This is a genomic window from Heliomicrobium gestii (assembly GCF_009877435.1).
GTDB classification, from domain to species: domain Bacteria; phylum Bacillota; class Desulfitobacteriia; order Heliobacteriales; family Heliobacteriaceae; genus Heliomicrobium; species Heliomicrobium gestii.
This window is the reverse complement of sequence record NZ_WXEX01000015.1, coordinates 76,140-95,900: the sequence shown is the minus strand read 5'-3', so window position 1 is coordinate 95,900 and position 19,761 is coordinate 76,140. Positions and strand designations below refer to the sequence as shown.

The following is a 19,761-nucleotide window of genomic DNA, read 5'->3' as shown; positions in this document are numbered from 1 at the left end:
GGGAAGCCCGGACATGAACATGATCGGTCGTCGCAAAATCTGGTATGCCCTATCTCTATTGATCCTGATTCCGGGGTTAATCTCCCTGATGCTTCGCGGGCTGAACCTCGGCATCGATTTTACTGGCGGATCCAAGCTGGAGCTGCATTTTGAACATGCGGTCACTGTCGAACAGGTCCGCACTGTCCTGGATAATGCCAACATCGGCAAAACAGAGGTTCAACTGGCTGAAGGAAATAACGTGATCGTTCGGACCCACCCGCTGGATCAGAGCCAGCGGAATCAGTTGCTGGAGTCGATGAAAGGACAGGTGGGTGAACTATCCATCCGCAGCGACCAAACCATTGGTCCAACCATCGGCCAGGAACTGGCTCGCAACGCCTTGCTGGCGCTGTTGCTGGCTGCCATCGGCATGGTCGCCTATATTTCCTACCGGTTTGAATTCAAATTTGCCGTAGCCGCCATCGTAGCGTTGTTCCACGATATCTTGGTGGTGGCGGGGCTCTTCTCCATCTTTTACATTGAGGTGGACAGCACCTTTGTCGCCGCCATCCTCACCGTCTTCGGTTACTCCATCAACGACACCATCGTCATCTTCGACCGCATCCGGGAGAACCTGCGCAAGAAGAAAAAAGACGAGCCCATGGACGCCCTGGTCAACCGCTCCGTAACGGAAACGATGACCCGGTCCATCATCACCGTCCTCATGGTCATCTTCGTCCTCGTCGCCTTGCTCTTCTGGGGCGGCGCCTCGACGCGGGTCTTCAACCTGGCCATGTTGATCGGCGTCATTTCCGGAGCTTACTCGTCTATCTTCAACGCCAGCCCGATCTGGTATGACCTGAAACAGATCGAAAAGGCGCAGCGCCGGGCAAAAATGAAAGCGGCGTAACAGAAACATCGGAAGATGATTTCAGCGAAATCATCGCGCATCTCAAGGCGCCGGTAAAAAAAGCGATGGCGATGGGCCAGACGCGATCAAAGGAAAGCTGGAAAAGCACTCCAGGCAACTGGGGTGCTTTCTGTATGCGGGTATTGTGCTACAATAGAGGACGGAAGTTTACCGGTTGCCGATTCATGCAAGGCAGGAGAAAAAGGGGAACGAGGTTGTGGATGAACGGCTGCGAGTCGCGCAGTTATCGGTTATGTCCAATTCATTTCTGGTCGTCGGCAAGCTGACGATCGGTTGGTTAAGCGGGTCGGTCAGCGTCATCTCCGAGGGCATCCATTCCGGGATCGATTTGGTGGCGGCGTTGATCGCCTTTTTCAGCGTCCGTGAAGCCAGCCGCCCGGCTGACGACAATCATCAGTTCGGACACGGCAAAATTGAAAACGTGGCGGGCACAATCGAGGCGCTCTTGATTTTCGTGGCTGCCGTCTGGATTATCTACGAGGCTGTCGAGAAGCTCAGCCATGGCGGCGCACCGCCAGAGACAGGCTGGGGCGTCGTCATCATGGCCATCTCAGCGGGCGTCAACTACTATGTCTCCTTCCGGTTGATGGCGGTGGCCCGCAAGACCGAGTCAGTGGCTTTGGAAGCCGACGCTTTGCACCTGCGCACCGACGTATATACGTCACTGGGCGTCCTTTTCGGCTTAATCCTTCTGAAGCTGACCGGTTGGACGCTCCTTGACCCAATCGTGGCCATTGGCGTAGCCCTCCTGATCATCAAGGCATCATGGGATCTGTTGCAGGAGGCCTTTATGCCTCTCTTGGATCAGCGGCTGCCCGAAGAGGAGGAGAGCCAGATCCAGGAGCGGATCCAACGCCATGCGGCCAAGTATGTCAATGTCCATGCCATCCGGACACGCCGCGCCGGCGCTGAACGGCACATTGACATGCATATGGTCTTTTGTAAAAAAACCTCCATTGAAGAAAGCTACGACATCTCCCACCGGGTGGCCCGAGAAATCCAGGAGATTTTCCCCCGTAGCACCGTTCTCGTCCACCAGGAGCCCTGTGATGAGCGTTGCGGCGACTGTCAAAAAGCGCACCGGAAGGAAAATGAATAACCCCCCGATTGCCGGGGGTTTTTTGTTTCACCTCCGGGGAATAGGTCATAGAAAAATATGGAACAATGAATGCCAACAGCAGAAGAATAGGGAAGATGAGGATTTCGATTCCTTTGGAGGATTTCCGACTTATGAAGAGAAAATAATATAGTATCTTGCCCTTTTTTAGGTTTTCATATATTTAATAAGACATGCCGAAAGGCCTCGCGGGGAGGTGAGCAGATGCAGGTAACCTTAGGACAATTGTTAAAGCGTGTCCAGAGCTATACGCAAAATCCAAGCGACCTCGAATTTGTCCGCCGGGCCTTTGAATACGCCGATGAAGCCCACACGGGCCAACTGCGCAAGTCCGGGGAACCCTACATCTATCACCCAATGGCCGTTGCCTATATCTTGGCCGACTTGGAACTGGATGTTGCCACCATCGCCGCCTGTCTGCTCCACGATGTTGTGGAGGACACACCGGTGACGCGGGAACAGTTGGAAAAGGAATTCGGCTCCGAAGTCGCCCTCATGGTCGACGGTGTGACCAAGCTGAGCCGCCTGGAGTTTCACTCCAAGCAGGAGCAGCAGGTCGAGAGCCTGCGCAAGATGTTCTTGGCCATGGCCAAGGACATTCGCGTCATCTTGATCAAACTGGCTGACCGCTTGCACAACATGCGCACCCTCAAGCACCAGACGCCGGAAAAACAGCGGGAGATCGCCATCGAGACGATCGAACTCTTCGCCCCGCTGGCCAACCGCCTGGGGATCTCGCGAGTCAAGTGGGAACTGGAAGACCTGTCGCTGCGTTACATGGAACCGGACACCTACTATGACCTGGTGACGCGCATCGCCACCAAACGCGCCGAGCGTGAGGAGCGCATCAACGAGATCATCGCCGTCTTGCAAGAAAAGTTGACCGCCGTCGCCATCAAGGCGGAGATCTCGGGACGGCCGAAGCATTTCTACTCCATCTATCGCAAAATGACCGCCCAAAAGAAGGATCTCTCCGAGATCTACGACCTGATCGCCGTCCGCGTCCTTGTCGACTCTGTGAAGGACTGCTACGGCGCCCTCGGGATCATCCATACCATCTGGAAACCGATACCCATGCGCTTCAAGGACTACATCGCCACACCGAAGACGAACATGTACCAGTCGCTGCACACCACCCTGGTCGGCCCCCTCGGTGAGCCCTTCGAAGTGCAGATCCGCACCTCTGAGATGCACCGGACCGCTGAATACGGGATCGCCGCCCACTGGAAGTACAAGGAGGGCGGCAAAGCGCAGGGACGGAGCTTCGAGGAAAAGTTGGCCTGGCTGCGTCAGATGCTCGAATGGCAGTCAGACCAGAAAGACACGCAGACCTTCATGGAGACCCTGAAGATCGAGTTTTTCTCCGACGCCGTCTTCGTTTTCACCCCGAAAGGCGACGTGATTGAACTGCCGGCCGGGTCCACGCCGATCGACTTTGCCTACCGCATCCACTCCAATGTGGGCCACCGCTGCATGGGCGCCAAGGTGAACGGGCGCATCGTTCCCCTGGACTACCAACTGAACAACGGCGAGATCATTGAAGTATTGACCAAAACGACGGCAGGACCCTCACGGGACTGGTTGAATGTCGTCAAAACGTCGAACGCCCGCAACCGCATCCGCCAGTGGTTCAAGAAGGAGAAGCGCGAGGAGTTCGTCGAGCGGGGCCGGGAAGCCATCGAACTGGAATTGAAACGGCTGAAGTTCGATCCCGCCGATGTCCTGAAAGCCGAACGGGTGCTGGACATCAGCAAGCGCTTCAACTACCAGAACGTTGATGATCTCTACTTTGCCGTCGGCGACGGCGTCTTGACGGTCAACCAGATCATCCTTCGCCTGAAAGAGGAACTGAAAAAGGAAAAGCGCCTGGAAGAGGATGTGGCGGCGCCGCCGGAAGTAAAGCCCTTTTCCGGTTTCGGCAAGCCTTCCCAGGGGGTGCGGGTGCGCGGCGTTGACAACGTGCTGATCCGCTTTTCCCGTTGCTGCAACCCCTTGCCGGGCGATGAGATCATCGGTTACATCACCAAGGGGCGGGGCGTTTCCATCCACCGTGTAGACTGCACCAACGTGGTCAACATGTCGGCGGAGGAACGCGAACGCATCGTCGAGGTGGCCTGGGACACGACCTCCCACGCCACCTACCAGGTCGAGATGGAGGTCATCGCCATGGATCGCGAGCGGCTGACGACTGATGTGATGCTGTCGGTGGCCGACACGAAGACGGCGATCAACTCCATCTACTCGCGAGCGACGAAAAACAAGATGGCCCAGATCAACATGGTCGTCGAAATCCGTGATTTGGGTCACCTGAAATACCTGATGGATAAACTGATGAAAGTGCGGGATGTTCTCGAAGTGCGTCGTTTGACGCCGAACACCCGGCCGGACAAAGAAGGCGAGTCCCTCTTGGGATAGAGACCATTGAGCCCTTCTTTGGACAGGAACTGCTTTCTAGAGGAGGCGGGTTGCTTGCGCGCGTTGATTCAGCGGGTGCTCCGCGGGCGGGTGACCGTCGAAGGCGCTGAGATCGGCGCCATCGGACCGGGCCTTGTCGTTCTCGTCGGCGCCGGTCAAGGCGACGGTGACGCTGATGCCCGCTATGTGGCGGAAAAAATCGCCCATTTGCGTATTTTCGAAGATGAACAGGGCAAGATGAACCGCTCCGTTTGCGATGTCGGCGGCGAGGCCCTCGTCGTCAGCCAGTTCACCCTCTACGGTGACTGCCGCAAAGGCCGCCGGCCCAGCTTTATCCAGGCGGCGCCGCCGGAAGAGGCGCGCCGCCTCGTCGATATGGTCGTCGAGGAACTGCGCAAGTTTGGCCTGACCGTGGCGACAGGACAGTTCCAGGCCCACATGGTCGTCGAGATCATCAACGACGGCCCTGTTACGCTGATGGTGGAAGGAAGAGGAAGCGAATCATGAACATCCGCCGGTGGGAAGCAGGCAGGCTCGGCGCCAACTGCTATCTGGTCCAATGCCCTGAAACGGGTGAAGCGGCCCTGATCGATCCGGGCGGCGACGGAGAAATGCTCCTGCGCCGGGCTGAGGAAGCCCAAGCGAAGATCGTCGCCATCATCAACACCCATGGTCATGGCGATCATATTGAGGCCAACGGCGAGATCAAAGCAGCCACCGGGGCCCCCCTGCTCTGTCATGAGGCAGAGGCGGCGACCATCGTCTCGCCGGCCAAAAACCTCTCCCTTTACATTGGCGCGCCCTATGCCAGCCCGGCCGCCGATCGACTGCTCAAAGACGGCGATGTGATCACCGTTGGAAAAAAGGTCCGCCTGGAAGTGTTGCACACGCCGGGCCATACGGTCGGGGGCATCTGCCTGAAAGGCGAGGGCGTTGTCTTTACGGGGGATACGCTTTTTTACGGTTCTGTCGGACGCACCGACTTCCCGGGCGGATCCTACAGCCAACTCCTGCATGCCATCCGGGAAAAGCTGCTTCCCCTGCCCGATGACACCGTCGTCTATCCCGGTCACGGGCCTGAGAGCACCATCGGTTATGAGCGGGTGAACAATCCCTTTTTGGCCGACTGATCTTTCTACCGTGTTTTCTCGATTGCTATTTCTGGAGGTTATCCCATGGATGTCTGCTTGCGGGGGCTGCCCCCGGGGTATGGGGTCACCCTGCAAGAAGTCCTCTGGATCTATTTCCCCGACGCCCAGTTTGTTGAAGAAGCAGGCCCTCTGCCGGAAGGGGATGGCGCTGCCGCTGAACGGACAGTTGACCAATCAGCGGAGGTTGGTTTCCGTGAGGAAAGACCGGACGGGCAGCGGAGGATCGTCGCCCGGTTTCGCCATGCCGGCAGGGAAGGGGTGGGGCAGGCGCCGCTCTTGCCGCAAGGGGAGAACGATCGCCGTCGCGCCGCCAAGCTGGCCTTGTTGCGGGCCTTGGAGGACTACTGTGACGCCCCGCCGAACACATGGGGGATCCTGACGGGCGTTCGCCCGGCGAAGATCGTGCACCGCCGCCTCGACCAGGGGAAACTTGGAGAGGACATCCGGGCGGAACTGCTTCATGATTACGCCCTCCAACCGGAAAAAGCCGATCTGCTCATGGAGATCGCCCTCCGGCAACGCCCCTTTCTCTACACCGGACCGGAGGACCGCCGCAAGTCCGGCGTCTACATCGGCATTCCTTTTTGCCCCACCCGTTGCCTCTACTGCTCTTTTCCCGGCTATGACGTCAAGAAGTTCAAGCGCTGGCTCACGCCCTTTCTCGATGCTCTCGCCGGGGAGATCGAAACAGTTGGGCGGGCGCTGCGTCAGGCCGGACAACAGGTGCAGCATATCTATATTGGCGGCGGCACGCCTACGGTGTTGACGGCGGAACAACTGGGGGACCTGCTCGGCTGGATCAACCGGCACCTGCGCGGGCCGGAGACGGTGGAGTTCACCCTGGAAGCAGGCCGGCCCGATACACTGGACCGGCGAAAGCTGGAACAGGCCTATGCCGGCGGCGTCAACCGGCTGAGCATCAACCCCCAGTCGATGAACGCCGACACGTTGGACCGGATCGGCCGCTGCCACCGGCCCGGACAGGTGGTGGAGGCCGTCGAACTGGCCCGGACCATCGGCTTTCCCATCATCAACATGGACCTGATCGTCGGGCTGCCCGGCGAGACCGCCCAGTCGGTCCGCTCCACCCTTGATCAACTGGCGAAGCTGCGGCCCGAGAACCTGACGGTCCACACGATGGCCATCAAGCGCGCCTCCCGGCTGACCGCCGAGAGGGAGCGCTGGACACTGCCGCCGGAGGACGAGGTGGAGGCCATGCTGGCCGTCACCCGCGCCGGCGCTCGCACCTTGGGGCTGGTCCCCTATTACCTCTACCGGCAGAAGCGCATCCTGGCCAACCAGGAGAATGTGGGCTACACATTGCCCGGCCGGGAGTGCATCTACAACATCCATGTCATGGAGGAACGCCAGACCATCTGGGGGCTCGGCGCCGGCGCGGCGACAAAGATCGTCCGCCCCGAAGACGGCGAGATTCTCGATAGCTGGCATAATCCGAAAGACCCCATGAACTACGTGGAGCGCCTGGAGACCATCATCGGGCGCAAACTGAAAAAACTGGAGGGAATCCCATGCTAACCGGCGCTCCGCGCGGCACCAAAGACATCCTGCCGGCCCAGTCTCGGCACTGGCAGACCCTGGAGGACACCATCCGGCGCCTCTGCCGCGAATACGGCTACGAAGAGATCCGCACCCCTGTCTTTGAACACAGCGAAGTTTTCCACCGCGGTGTGGGCGAGACGACCGACATCGTCCAGAAGGAGACCTATGATTTTCAGGATCGCGGCGGACGCGATCTGACGCTGCGCCCCGAGGGCACCGCCCCGACGGTCCGCGCTTTGCTCGAACATAAGCTCTACGCCGGCCCGCTGCCGGTGAAGGTTTACTATACCGGTCCCATGTTTCGCTTCGGTCGCCCCCAGGCGGGACGGCTCCGCCAGTTTCACCAGTTCGGCATCGAGGTCTTTGGCGCCGCCGGTCCCCGTGTCGACGCCGAGGTCATCGCCATGGCCATGGACTTTTACCACCGGCTGGGCCTGAAGAACCTGGAACTGCTCCTCAACTCCATCGGCTGCCCCGCCTGCCGTCCCGCTCACCGGGAGGCCTTGCACCAGTTTTTGCAGCCGAAAGCGGACGAACTTTGCGAGGACTGCAAAAAGCGGCTCGACCGCAACCCCCTGCGGGTGCTCGACTGCAAAAACGAGCGCTGTCAGGAACTCTCCCAGGGCGCGCCGACGACGGTGGGACACCTCTGCGACGACTGTGCCAACCACTTCGCCGATGTGAAAGAACTCCTTGACGCCGCCGGCGTGGCCTACACCCTGGATGACCGCCTCGTCCGCGGCCTGGACTACTACACGAAGACGGCCTTTGAGATCGTCTCCACCGACATCGGCGCCCAGTCCTCCATCGGCGGCGGCGGCCGCTACGACCACCTTGTCGAGGCACTGGGCGGACCGGCCGTGCCGGGCATCGGCTTTGGCCTCGGTTTGGAGCGGGTGCTGTTGACCATGGAAAACCAGGGGCTCCTCGCCGCCGATGGGGGAGAGCAACGGGATCTCTTCATCGCCCTCGCCGGAGAAGGGACCGCCCCGATCGCCTTCGGCCTCGCTCAGACGCTGCGGCAGCGTGGGCTGGCCGTGGAACTGGACTATCTGGAACGTTCCCTGAAAGCCCAGATGAAAACAGCCGACCGCTTCCATGCGCCCTATGTCGCCATCATCGGCGAAGGGGAATTAAGAGAGGGAATGATCACCCTGCGCACCATGGCGACAGGGGAGCAGCAGCAGATCCCCCTCGACGGAGCGACCGAGTTCCTATATAACCTCATGGCAAAACGGGAAAACTAGTGATCCGGCACTCGGCCTAAGCCAGGGAGTTGCTGGCGCTACATAGAAGAAAGGACGATTCACCAGATTATGAGCGATATGTTTACGGGCTTACAACGGTCTCACCGCGGCGGAGAACTGCGCATTGATCACGCCGGCCAGACAGTGACCCTCATGGGCTGGGTCCAGCGCCGCCGCGACCACGGCGGACTCATCTTCGTGGACCTGCGGGACCGTTCCGGCCTCGTCCAGGTCGTCTTCAGCCCGGAAGTGGGGAAAGAAGCCTTCGAGAAAGCGGAAGGCGTTCGCAACGAGTATGTCCTCGCCGTCACCGGCGACGTGCGCCCTCGCCCTGACGGCACGATCAACGACAACCTCCCGAGCGGCCAGATCGAGGTGTACGCCCGCCAACTGTGGGTCTTAAACGGCGCCAAGACGCCGCCCTTTTATATCGAAGACGATGTGGAAGTCGATGAGACGGTGCGCCTGAAGTACCGTTACCTGGACCTGCGCCGCCCGGAAATGCAGCGCAACCTGGTCATCCGCCACAAGACGGCCAAAGCCATGCGCGACTTCCTCGATCGCAACGGCTTTTTGGAGATTGAGACACCCATGCTGACCAAGTCGACGCCGGAAGGCGCTCGCGAGTTCATGGTGCCGAGCCGCGTCCATCCCGGCGAGTTCTTTGTCCTGCCCCAGTCGCCCCAACTCTACAAGCAGATTCTCATGGTGGCCGGCATGGAGCGCTACTTCCAGATCGTCCGTTGTTTCCGCGACGAGGACCTGCGGGCCGATCGCCAGCCTGAATTCACCCAACTCGACATTGAGATGTCCTTCACCCAGATGGATGACCTGCTTTCTCTGATGGAAGAGATGGTGGCCCATATCTTCAAGGAAGCCCTCGGCAAAGAAATCCCCATTCCCTTCCGCCGCATCCCCTATGCCGAAGCGATGGGCCGCTACGGTTCGGACAAGCCGGACCTGCGCTTCGGCCTCGAACTGGTCGACTTGACCGAAACGGTCAAAGATGTGGAGTTCAAGGTCTTCGCCAGCGTCGTCAAGGGCGGCGGCGAAGTGAAAGCCATCAATGCCAAAGGCTGCGCCCACTTCTCCCGCAAAGAGATCGACGAACTGACGAAAGGCGTCGCCGTCTACGGCGCCAAAGGTCTCGCTTACATCCAGATGACCGAGGAAGGCCCCAAATCGCCCATCGCTAAGTTCTTCACCGATGAACAATTCAAGGCCGTTCTCGAAGAACTGGGCGCCGAAAAAGGCGACCTGTTGCTCTTTGTGGCCGACAAGCCTTCTGTTGTGGCCGCCGCCCTTGGCTTCCTGCGCCAGGAACTGGCTCGCCGCTTGAACCTGATCGACCCGGAAAAACTGGAGTTCGCCTGGGTCGTCGATTTCCCTCTCGTTGAATATGATCCGGAAGAGAAGCGCTACAACGCCATTCACCACCCCTTCACCTCGCCGAAAGACGAAGACCTGCACCTGCTCGACCAAGACCCCGGCAAGGTGCGGGCCAAGGCCTATGACATGGTCCTCAACGGCGTCGAACTGGGCGGGGGCTCCCTGCGCATCTACCGCCGCGACATCCAGGAAAAGATGTTCGCCACTCTCGGCATGACCCCGGAAGAAGCTTATGAGAAGTTCGGCTTCCTCCTTGACGCTTTCGATTACGGCACACCGCCCCATGGCGGCATCGCCTTCGGTCTCGACCGGATGATCATGCTGATGACCGGCCGCGACACCATCCGCGACGTCATCGCCTTCCCCAAAACCCAGTCCGCCTCTGACATCATGGTCGACGCCCCCAGCGTCGTCACCCCCCGGCAGTTGAAAGACCTCCACATCAAGCTGGACCTGCCTGTCAAAGCGCCGAAAGCGGAGCCGGCGGCCAAGAAGTGAAACAACACGCCTTTGCCCGAACAGAACTGATCATCGGCGACATGGGGATCGAACACCTTGCCGGCGCCGCCGTGGCCGTCTTCGGCGTCGGCGGCGTCGGTTCCTTCACTGTCGAGGCGCTGGCGCGCAGCGGCGTCGGCCACCTGGTGCTGGTGGATCATGATGAGATCTGCCTGACCAACGTGAACCGGCAACTGCACGCCCTCCACTCCACTGTCGGCCGGCCCAAGGTGGAGGTCATGGCCGAACGGGTCAGGGACATCAATCCCCGGGCGAAAGTGACCTGTCACCGGCGTTTTTACGGCGTCGAGGCGGGGGAGGAGATCATCACCGCCGATCTCGACTATGTCGTAGACGCCATCGACACGGTTAAGGGAAAACTGACGATCATCGAAAAGGCGAAAGCGGCCGGCGTGCCTGTGATCAGCGCCCTCGGCGCCGGCAACAAGCTCGATCCGACTCGCTTCCAAGTGGCTGACATCTACGAGACATCGATCGATCCCCTGGCCAAGGTGATGCGCAAAGAACTGCGCAAACGGGGCATCGATGGCCTGAAGGTGGTCTACTCCACGGAACCGCCTCGTCCACTCAAGGGCGAGGCCGGATGCGCCGAAAACTGCATCTGCCCGCATCCGGAGGGACCCTATGGCGCATCATGTAAGCAGAAGCGCCAGATCCCCGGCAGCATCTCTTTTGTGCCTTCTGTATCCGGTCTGATCTTGGCTTCCGTTGTCGTTCGCGATCTGCTGGACACGGCGGGGTTGTTGACACCGGCCGAATAACCTCTTATAATGAAAGTGGATACGGGGTATGGGTATCCATTGGGGGTGGCGGTTCTGGAATGCGCTCAATCGAAAGAGGCGCTCATCCGGCGGTTGAAAAAAATTGAAGGCCAGGTCAAGGGCATTCAAAAAATGATCGCCGACGATAAAGCCTGCCTCGACCTATTGGTCCAAGTCGCAGCCGCCCGGGCGGCTATCAACCGGGTTGGCACACTGATCATCATGAATCACACCCGCCGGTGCCTTTCCAACGTGCCGCTCACGGGAGAACAGGAAAAAGCGTTGGAGGAACTCGTCGACGTCCTGACCAAATTCACCAAGTAAGTGAAAATAGTCTGAAGGAGATGGTAGACCCATGGCTAGCGCAAACGTGGTCGCCCTGACGGACGGCAATTTCCCCACTGAGGTCTTGAAGGCCGAAAAACCGGTTCTTGTCGACTTTTGGGCTGCCTGGTGCGGACCCTGCAAGATGATCGCCCCCATCATCGATGAAGTCGCTGACACCGTCGCCGGTCAGGCCGTCGTCGGCAAGGTGAACGTCGATGAAAACCGCGCTATCGCCGCCGAATACGGGATCATGTCGATTCCGACGCTGCTGGTCTTCAAAGGCGGTCAGGTCGTTGACAAGGCCATCGGCTTCAAGTCAAAGGATGAACTGGTCAAGTTGCTGAACAAGCACATCTAATGAAGCAATACCAGTGATGTAATACCAGCGACGCAATCGCGACAACCGAAGTGTCGCCATAAATGACAAGAAAAAGCAATTCACAGAGATGTACGCCGGGAAGAGGATTCCCGGCTTTTGCTTTTTGTGATGCCATCCGTCCTTTTCAGAGCTTCCTCACCGGCTTGACACTGGTTGCGCAGGGCTCGATAATATGAATAATGAGGGCGCAAATGTCCTGACGGATGTGACGGAAAGGAACACAGGATGAAAGAGTTGGCTTTGAAAAAACCCCTCATCCTGGTCGCCGATGATGATCGCGCCATGCGACTCTTGGTGCGGCGCGCCTTGGAAAAAGACGGCTACGCCGTTATCGAAGCCGAGGATGGCGCGGCGGCCCTGGAAACGTACGAAAAAGCGGAACCGGATATTGTATTGATGGATGTCCTCATGCCGGGGATGGATGGGTTTGCCGTTTGCGCCGCCTTGCAAAAGCTCCCCCGGAACCGGCGCGTTCCCGTGCTGATGATCACCGGCCTGGAGGACGACGCGTCGGTGGAAAAGGCCTTTGCGTCAGGCGCAACCGACTATATCACCAAGCCGCTCCATTGGGCCGTGCTCCGGCAACGGGTGCGCCGCCTCTTGCTGGCCCGCCAGACCGAGAAGAACCTGTCGGCGCGGGAAACCCAACTCAGCGCCGTCGCTTCCGCCCTCGGAGAAGGGCTGATCGTCCTCGACGCTGAGGGACGATTGACCCTTATAAATCCCGAAGCGGAGCGACTCCTTGGCTGGTCTATGGCGGAATTGCTCGGCAGGAACGTCCACCCCATCATCCACAACCGCCGTTATGAGGGCGCACTCCTCCCCGAATCCGATTGCCCCGTATTAAAAACGATCGACGACGGTAAAACGTACCGCAGCGATGAAGAATACTTTACCCGCAAAGACGGCGCCCTCTTTCCCGTTTCACTTGTGTCGACGCCGCTGCGCGTCAATGATCGGATCATCGGCGCTGTGGCCGCCTTCCGTGACATCAGCGAGCGAAAAGAAGTGGAGGAAAAGCTGCTCCTGGCCGCCAAGGTGATTGAGAATACGACAGAAGGCATCATGATCACTGACGCCAAGGGGATCATCCAGTCGGTAAACCCGGCCTTCTGCCGTTCGACAGGATATACCGAATCAGAGAGCATCGGCAATAACCCGCGCCTTTTGAAATCAGGCCGCCATGACGGGCAGTTTTATCGGAAGATGTGGTGTTCGATGCAGGAAAGCGGCCAGTGGCAGGGGGAGATCTGGAACCGGCGCAAGAGCGGTGAACTCTACGCCGCCTGGTTGACCGTCAGCGCCATCAAAGACAGCCACGGCCGGACCACCCAGTATGCCGCTGTCTTCAGCGACATGACAGAAGACCGGCGCAACCAGGAACGGATCAAGCACCAGGCATACCATGACGCCTTGACCGATCTGCCCAACCGGCTGCTCTTTATCGATCGCCTGTCCCAGGCGCTGGCCCAGGCAAACCGGAACCATCACATGCTGGCCGTCCTCTTTCTTGATCTGGACCGGTTTAAACAGATCAACGACACCTACGGCCACGCCTTGGGCGACCTGTTGCTGCAGGGTGTGGCGGGACGTTTGCGGAGCGCCGTCCGTGACAGCGATACGGTGGCGCGCCTCGGCGGCGATGAGTTCACCATCTTGCTCCCGCAGATCAGCACGGTGGAAGACGCCGCCAAGGTGGCCCAGAAGATCCTCTGTTCCTTCCGCCATCCCTGGACGTTCGAAGGCATACCGCCCTTCTGCACGACCACCAGCATCGGCATCGCCGTCTACCCCTCCGATGGGGAAGAGGCGGAGACACTGATGCACAACGCCGACGCGGCCATGTACCGGGCCAAGGAACAGGGGCGCAACCACTATCAACTCTACACGCCGGAATTGAACGCCTGGGCCTTCGAGCGGCTCGCCATGGAGACCCGCCTGCGCCGAGCTTTGGAGAATCGCGAGTTTTTATTGTACTACCAACCGAAGGTGGAAGCGGCGACAAGGAAACGATGCGCCCTGGAAGCGCTGATCCGCTGGCAGCACCCCGATTTGGGTCTCGTCTCGCCGATGGAGTTCTTGCGGCTCGCCGAGGATACGGGGTTGATCGTGCCCATCGGCCTCTGGTCCCTGGAAGAGGCCTGCAGCCGGAACAAGGCTTGGCAGGATGCTGGATTGCCGCCGGTGAAGGTGGCCGTCAACCTGTCAGCCCGCCAGTTGCAACACCCCAACCTGATTCCGACGGTGAAAAGGGCCTTGCAGGCGAGCGGGCTCTCACCGGATTGGTTGGAATTGGAGATCAGCGAAGAAAATATCCTTCATTTTGCCGATGTGGCTCCCCTGGTGCTTGGCAAACTGAAAGCGCTCGGTGTGGCTTTGACGATGGATCAGTTCGGAAAGCACAACAGCCGCATCACCCTCCTGCAAAAGCTGCCCGTTGACACGGTCAAGATCGCCGCGCCCCTGATCGTCGATTTGGCTGTCAGTCACGATGCCCGTGCAAGCGTCAAAGCCATGATCGCCCTCGCCCACAGCCTGTCCTTGCGCGTCGCCGTCGACGGCGTCGGGACGCAAGAACAATACGACTATCTGCGGGCGGCCGGTTGCGATGAGTTGCAGGGACACTACTTCAGCGAACCCCTAGGCGCGGAGGAGATCGAAAAGCTACAGGGCGTAAGCTTTTCTGGAAATGCTGTCGACAGTCCTTGATGATGATATCGTTGTCGTCAATAATACAGAGCCCCCGTGCCTGCACAAGCGAGGCAACAGGGGCTCTTTTATTTACGAAAAATCGTCGATGACTTCCTTCAGCCGTTCGGCAATATAGCGAGTGCCCTGATCGATCTCCTGCTGGCTCAAGGACAGGCGCACCCGGCTTTCATCCATATCTGCCGCTTCTTCTAAGTACCCCGCAAAGGTTCTGGCTTTGCGGTCGATTTCCAGCAGCAAGTCGATTCCGCCCGGATGAGGGAGATAGGCCACCTCCAGTTCGTCGAGGCGGCGCTGGAAATGGCTTGTCGGCTTGTACTCAAAGTTCTGAATGAAGGGGATGCCGGGCCCCGCATAGGATGCTTCGTTTTTGACCTTGTACATACGGAAACCCAACTGTTCGACGGCATCCATGACGGCGGCCATGTTCAGGTGGGGACGCACCTGCAGGTGATCCCTGTCAGAGGGATCGATCGCCATGTCCACTTCCAACTCGGTCTGAACCCAGACCGGGGTTTGACCGATCGAGACAGGGGTGTAGGGGGAGAGGCAGAAAGAAAAAGGGATCTCCCGTTCCTCGCCGGGCTGCAGATCCAGAGAAAGGCGGATCTGCTCTTTTTGCACCTGGGCGTATTCCGTTACCTTGCGGTCCTCCAATTCCTTTTCGTATTCCGTCATCACCATCAGGCTGATTTTGTCAATATGTTGGGCCACACTGCCGCCCCTGATCTGGATGACGCCGCTCACCTCGGAACCTGCCGTCGCCTCTAAGGTATGAAACACAGCATCGACCTTGGCGCTGCCGATCCCGATGCTGGCCAGCGCCTTTTTGAAGAAACTCATTTACCGTCCTCCTCGTTCCTTGTGGATTCAGCCTTCCCATAAGGCCTATTGATGAAGGAGAAGATGGAGAGACAGCGGGAAAACAGCGGAATTCCCAACGATGTCCCCAATCAAGTGTAATCAAAACCGTCGCCAGAAGCAATGCCTGGAATGGCGGGGAAAAAAAGGACCACCTTCCGATGAAATGGGTTGCTTGTGAGACGCCCATCCGATATGTTAAAATGAAATCGATTGGAACACTTGTGCCAATAGAGATCGAAAGAACGGCAACATCATGGGATTACTTTTCATGACAGGCGATGATGACGATGAACTTGAGCGAAAAACTGAAGATCTTATCGACGGCGGCCAAATATGATGTCTCCTGTTCATCCAGCGGCAGCAACCGCGGGCGGAAGGCGGGGACGATCGGCAGCACCGCTTCCTCGGGCATCTGCCATAGCTGGTCGGACGACGGTCGCTGCATCTCCCTGCTCAAGGTGCTCTTTTCCAATGTCTGTTGCTATGACTGTTCTTTTTGCGTCAATCGCGTCTCCAACGACGTCCCCCGGGCTTCCTTTACACCGGATGAACTGGCCGATCTGACGATCAACTTTTACCGCCGCAACTACATTGAGGGGCTCTTTCTCAGTTCCGCCATCGAGAAGGGGCCCGACCATACAATGGAACAACTGGTGCGGACCGTTCGCAAGCTGCGCAACGAATACCGCTTCAATGGCTATATCCATTTGAAAGCCATCCCCGGCGCCGACAGCCGCCTGATCGCCGAGGCCGGTTCACTCGTCGATCGGATGAGCGTCAACATCGAACTGCCCTCAAGCGAGGGATTGCGCCGCCTCGCCCCTCAGAAGAAGAAGGAAAACATCCTCAGACCGATGGGGCAGATCACCGGCGCCATCACCCAAAATCAGGAGGAGCGACGGACCTTTCGGCGGACACCCGCCTTCGTCCCGGCCGGTCAGAGCACCCAACTGATCATCGGGGCGACGCCGGAATCGGATCGGCAGATCTTCACCCTCGCCGAGGGCCTCTATCGCAAGTTCCGACTGAAGCGCGTCTACTACTCGGCTTATGTGCCTGTCAGCGGCGACCCGCGCCTGCCGGCCCTGCCGGCGCCACCGCTCTTGCGGGAACACCGGCTCTACCAAGCCGACTGGTTGCTGCGCTTTTACGACTTTCAGGCCGACGAGATCGTCGACGCCGATAACCCGAACCTGGACTTGGAGTTGGACCCAAAAACCGGCTGGGCGCTGCGTCACCTCGGCTTTTTCCCCGTCGAAGTCAACCGCGCCGACTACCGCACCCTCCTGCGCGTGCCGGGCATCGGCGTCAAGTCGGCCAAACGCATTCTTGCCGCGCGGCGGGTGGGGCCGATCCACTTCGAGCACATGGGGCGCATGGGCGTCGTCATGAAGCGGGCGCGCTACTTCATCACCTGCAAGGGCCGCTATTACGGCGAGATCGGACCTGACGCGGCCAGTCTCCGGCAGCGATTGATCATGCCGGTGCGGGGGGCGGTGAAGGGCATGGCTGGCGGAGAGCAGTTGACACTGTTTGGCGAAGAGACGGGGGCGGCCTTCGTATTGCCAACCGTTCCGCCCGTTGAGGCCCCGGCGACGCTCATGCTTCCCGAACAGCGGCAGGCAACTCAGATTCCGCCCGTTCGCTCCGTTTCTGCCGAGCCGGATAAAGCGGCATTGCCTCCTTTGATAACGGCGCCGGCGGCTTTGCCGGGTACCATGGGCAGGTCGACTCCGGCGAGTCTTGTCCATCCGGCGCTGTTCTTGCCGGCGCCTGTCGATGACCGTTGGTCTGTCGTCACAGGAGATTTATAAAGGCGCTTGGTGGCAAGCGAAAAATTGAGCGGCTATGGAGGAATTGTCCCCTTCGCCGCGAAGATACTAACGAATGAACCGAATATGTCTGGGAACAGGTCACCTGTCTGAGTGACAGGTGTGAAAAGGGAAGCCGGTGTAAAACCGGCGCGGTCCCGCCACTGTGAGAGGGAGGCCCCCGTGTGATGTCACTGGCTTGAGCCGGGAAGACGCGGAGCGGCCCATGATCTTGAGCCAGGAGACCTGCCTGTTCTGATACTGCCAATGTACCTACGCGGATAGGGAGGTGGTCTGCTTTGCCGTTCATGCATTGCTCTCAGGGGATGCGTCACGGCCCGAGTGAACCATAACCTTAGCCGAAAGGCTGAGGTTTTTTCTGTTCTAAGGGCCGATCACGCATGGTATCGGTTTCCCGTTCATAGGAACGGAATGACAATGGAATCGCACGAACAGGTCGCCTGCCATTCGGCAGGCGTGAAAAGGGAAGTCCGGTGTGAAGCCGGCGCGGTCCCGCCACTGTAAGGGTGTGATGCGGCTCATCGATGTCACTGGCAATAGCCGCCGGGAAGACAGAGCCCCAGATGACCCCGAGCCAGGAGACCTGCCTGTTCAAAATCACCGATCGCACCTACGGAGGATAGGGAGGTGAAGCAGGCAAAAAGCGCCGGTAGGGCGCTTGGTGTTCTGCCTCCTTCTACCCCCAGTTGATTGGCTGGGGGTTTTTGCATGGCTGTTTTTTCTATGGACTTTACCCGCTGCATGAGCAGAAAAAGGAGGGCGCAGCATGTTATACCCTGGCGTCACGACCGGGATCGGAAGTCTGCCCCACGGAGATCTGGAAAGCGCCATGGCCGTTATCCGCGAGTACTGCCCCGAGATGCCCCATTGGCCTCAACTGCGTTCGCCCCGGAACGGCGACAGTCTTATGGCGGCCGCATTATCTCCATTGGAGCGGGTCGGACTGATCACCGGAAATATGAAGGGCTATCCGGTGATCGATATGGGCGCAAATAGCTTTCGAGACGCTTTGGCCGCTTTTTACGAAGCCTATGAGAACGAGGCCGCCTGCTGGATTCACCTCCATGAAGATTCCCCTTTTCATATCGATCTGGACAGCTATCTCGCATTCAAGGACGTCCTCACCGATGAACGTAACCGGTGGGCGGACATGGTCGCCCTCAAAGGGGAAGTCCTCGGACCGCTCACCCTCGCACTGAATATCGTCGATGGCAACGGGCGCGCCATCCTTCATGAACGCCTCCTCTGGGATGTGCTCTGCAAGAACTGCGCCATGAACGCCGCCTGGCAGGTGAAGGACCTGCGCCGTACGGGCCATCCCGTGCTGTTGATGATCGACGAACCGGCCATGCTCGGCTTTGACGACTGTGAACAGGAAACGGTCAATGATGATGACCTGCAGAAAGGGTTGCAGCAGATCATCACGGCCATCCAGCGAATGGGCGGGCTTGCCGGTGTTCATGTCTGCGGGCCTGCCGACGGGGCGCTTCTCTTTGCCAGCGGCGCCGACATCATCGGATTTGACGCCTATCGCTCCATGGACACAATCAACCGTTCTATCCCCGAACTGATCGCCTTTCTCGAACGGGGCGGCTGGCTGGCCTGGGGCATCGTGCCTGTCACGGGCGCTTTTTCCCAAGAAACGGCCCTCTCTCTGACAAAGCGGCTTCACGAACAGATGAGTGAATTGACCCGTCTCGGTGTTCCCGAAGCGCTGCTCTACCGGCAAACGGCGCTCACGCCGGCCTGTGGGATGGCCCGTCTTTCCGAGGCGGAAGCCGAGGCTGTGTATGGGCGGCTCCGGGAGGTGTCGACGCTCTGGGGTTGGTATTGACGGCGCCAGCGCCGGGCTGCTGGCAGCCTCTGCTCCCGGGATTGAACGGTCGCCTCGAAGGGGACTGCATTCTCGTGACCGCCGACGCCCCCTGGCGCTGCGCCAGTTCCGGAATCCTCGGCGGGGGAATCGGCGAAAAGCGATTTTTTGTCAACCGCCAGGTTCACAAAGACTATGACGAGCGTCAGCCCCGGCGCGAACTGATCGCTTTTTTACGGGACAACTTTCCCGATTGTCCGATCGAAGAGACGACAGCGTTGATGACCGCCGCCTGGGTATCCCAGGCGGCCTGGGTCCAGCGCCGTTGTGGCGATACGAATATCGCCGTGGTGGTAACGGCGGGTGTGAGCAATGCCTGCGCCACCGGTATCACCCCCTGCTGGGAAGGGTTGCCCATGCCTGGGACGATCAATTTGATGGCCTTTCTCGATCAAAGCCTCACCGACGGGGCATTGATCAACGCCGTGCAGACGCTCACAGAAGCGAAAAGCCGGACACTGCGAGAATTGGGCATCCGTTGTCCCCAGACAGGCGCTTGGGCCACCGGCACGGGCACCGACGCCGTCGTGGTGGCTTCCCGGACCGGCGGCGCGCCGCAAGAGTACGCCGGACCGACGACACGCATCGGGACGCTGCTCGCCGCCGCCATCAGCGCCGCCCTTTCCCAGGCCGTCCGAGCCTATTTGCAGGCAACATCTCGCGCCTGAACGTGACGAGTGAAGCCCAGAAAGGGAACTGTCATCG

16 protein-coding genes and 2 riboswitches are annotated in these 19,761 nt (G+C 59.3%); of the genes, 15 read left to right on the top strand and 1 reads right to left on the bottom strand.

What is annotated here, in order from left to right:
* Nucleotides 1–13: 13 nt before the first annotated feature.
* The 12 genes from secF (at nt 14) to GTO89_RS17900 (ending at nt 14,487) form a co-directional block, all read left to right on the top strand.
* Nucleotides 14–892: a protein translocase subunit SecF gene (secF, locus tag GTO89_RS15285; RefSeq protein ID WP_161262961.1), complete on the top strand. Its 879-nt coding sequence runs from the start codon at nt 14–16 to the stop codon at nt 890–892.
* A gap of 217 nt (nt 893–1,109) precedes the next feature.
* On the top strand, nt 1,110–2,012 hold the full coding sequence (locus GTO89_RS15280) for a cation diffusion facilitator family transporter (protein ID WP_328793930.1): 903 nt from the start codon (nt 1,110–1,112) through the stop codon (nt 2,010–2,012).
* Nucleotides 2,013–2,234: 222 nt separating this feature from the next.
* Nucleotides 2,235–4,445, top strand: coding sequence for a RelA/SpoT family protein (locus GTO89_RS15275; protein WP_161262960.1), 2,211 nt, complete (start codon nt 2,235–2,237; stop codon nt 4,443–4,445).
* A 54-nt stretch (nt 4,446–4,499) separates the two neighbouring features.
* A complete protein-coding gene (dtd, locus tag GTO89_RS15270; RefSeq protein WP_161262959.1) occupies nt 4,500–4,952 on the top strand; it encodes a D-aminoacyl-tRNA deacylase in 453 nt (150 codons plus the stop codon).
* Nucleotides 4,949–5,575, top strand: coding sequence for an MBL fold metallo-hydrolase (locus tag GTO89_RS15265; RefSeq protein WP_161262958.1), 627 nt, complete (start codon nt 4,949–4,951; stop codon nt 5,573–5,575). Before dtd ends, GTO89_RS15265 begins: the two co-directional genes overlap by 4 nt.
* A 45-nt stretch (nt 5,576–5,620) precedes the next feature.
* Entirely contained in the window at nt 5,621–7,132 is a 1,512-nt protein-coding gene (gene hemZ, locus GTO89_RS15260) for a coproporphyrinogen dehydrogenase HemZ (protein ID WP_161262957.1), read from the top strand.
* Nucleotides 7,126–8,403, top strand: a complete 1,278-nt coding sequence (hisS, locus tag GTO89_RS15255) for a histidine--tRNA ligase (RefSeq protein WP_161262956.1) — start codon at nt 7,126–7,128, stop codon at nt 8,401–8,403. Before hemZ ends, hisS begins: the two co-directional genes overlap by 7 nt.
* A 69-nt stretch (nt 8,404–8,472) precedes the next feature.
* On the top strand, nt 8,473–10,290 hold the full coding sequence (aspS, locus tag GTO89_RS15250) for an aspartate--tRNA ligase (RefSeq protein WP_161262955.1): 1,818 nt from the start codon (nt 8,473–8,475) through the stop codon (nt 10,288–10,290).
* Nucleotides 10,287–11,072: a tRNA threonylcarbamoyladenosine dehydratase gene (locus GTO89_RS15245; RefSeq protein WP_328793929.1), complete on the top strand. Its 786-nt coding sequence runs from the start codon at nt 10,287–10,289 to the stop codon at nt 11,070–11,072. The genes aspS and GTO89_RS15245 overlap by 4 nt, the downstream gene beginning before the upstream one ends.
* Before the next feature lie 9 nt (nt 11,073–11,081).
* A complete protein-coding gene (locus GTO89_RS15240) occupies nt 11,082–11,396 on the top strand; it encodes a metal-sensitive transcriptional regulator (protein WP_161262954.1) in 315 nt (104 codons plus the stop codon).
* Between the two features lie 31 nt (nt 11,397–11,427).
* Nucleotides 11,428–11,757, top strand: a complete 330-nt coding sequence (gene trxA, locus GTO89_RS15235) for a thioredoxin (RefSeq protein WP_161262953.1) — start codon at nt 11,428–11,430, stop codon at nt 11,755–11,757.
* Between the two features lie 255 nt (nt 11,758–12,012).
* Complete coding sequence (locus GTO89_RS17900) at nt 12,013–14,487, top strand: two-component system response regulator (RefSeq protein ID WP_161262952.1); 2,475 nt, start codon at nt 12,013–12,015, stop codon at nt 14,485–14,487.
* Nucleotides 14,488–14,559: 72 nt separating this feature from the next.
* Here the strand turns inward: GTO89_RS17900 and GTO89_RS15225 are convergent, their stop codons facing one another.
* Nucleotides 14,560–15,330 (bottom strand): sporulation protein, encoded by a 771-nt coding sequence (locus tag GTO89_RS15225; RefSeq protein WP_161262951.1) that lies wholly within the window; start codon nt 15,328–15,330, stop codon nt 14,560–14,562.
* A 308-nt stretch (nt 15,331–15,638) separates the two neighbouring features.
* Between GTO89_RS15225 and GTO89_RS15220 the strand changes: the two genes are divergently transcribed.
* The 3 genes from GTO89_RS15220 (at nt 15,639) to GTO89_RS15210 (ending at nt 19,724) form a co-directional block, all read left to right on the top strand.
* Nucleotides 15,639–17,165, top strand: a complete 1,527-nt coding sequence (locus GTO89_RS15220) for a putative DNA modification/repair radical SAM protein (RefSeq protein ID WP_235920512.1) — start codon at nt 15,639–15,641, stop codon at nt 17,163–17,165.
* 79 nt (nt 17,166–17,244) lie between these two features.
* Nucleotides 17,245–17,430, top strand: a riboswitch (cobalamin riboswitch).
* A gap of 169 nt (nt 17,431–17,599) precedes the next feature.
* Nucleotides 17,600–17,788, top strand: a riboswitch (cobalamin riboswitch).
* Nucleotides 17,789–17,949: 161 nt separating this feature from the next.
* The gene (locus tag GTO89_RS15215; RefSeq protein ID WP_161262950.1) at nt 17,950–19,017 is read left to right on the top strand and encodes a uroporphyrinogen decarboxylase/cobalamine-independent methonine synthase family protein; all 1,068 of its coding nucleotides are present in this window, start codon (nt 17,950–17,952) and stop codon (nt 19,015–19,017) included.
* Nucleotides 19,008–19,724 carry an adenosylcobinamide amidohydrolase gene (locus GTO89_RS15210; RefSeq protein ID WP_161262949.1) on the top strand — a complete coding sequence of 239 codons (717 nt, stop codon included), beginning with the start codon at nt 19,008–19,010 and terminating at the stop codon, nt 19,722–19,724. The genes GTO89_RS15215 and GTO89_RS15210 overlap by 10 nt, the downstream gene beginning before the upstream one ends.
* The last annotated feature ends 37 nt before the right edge of the window (nt 19,725–19,761 follow it).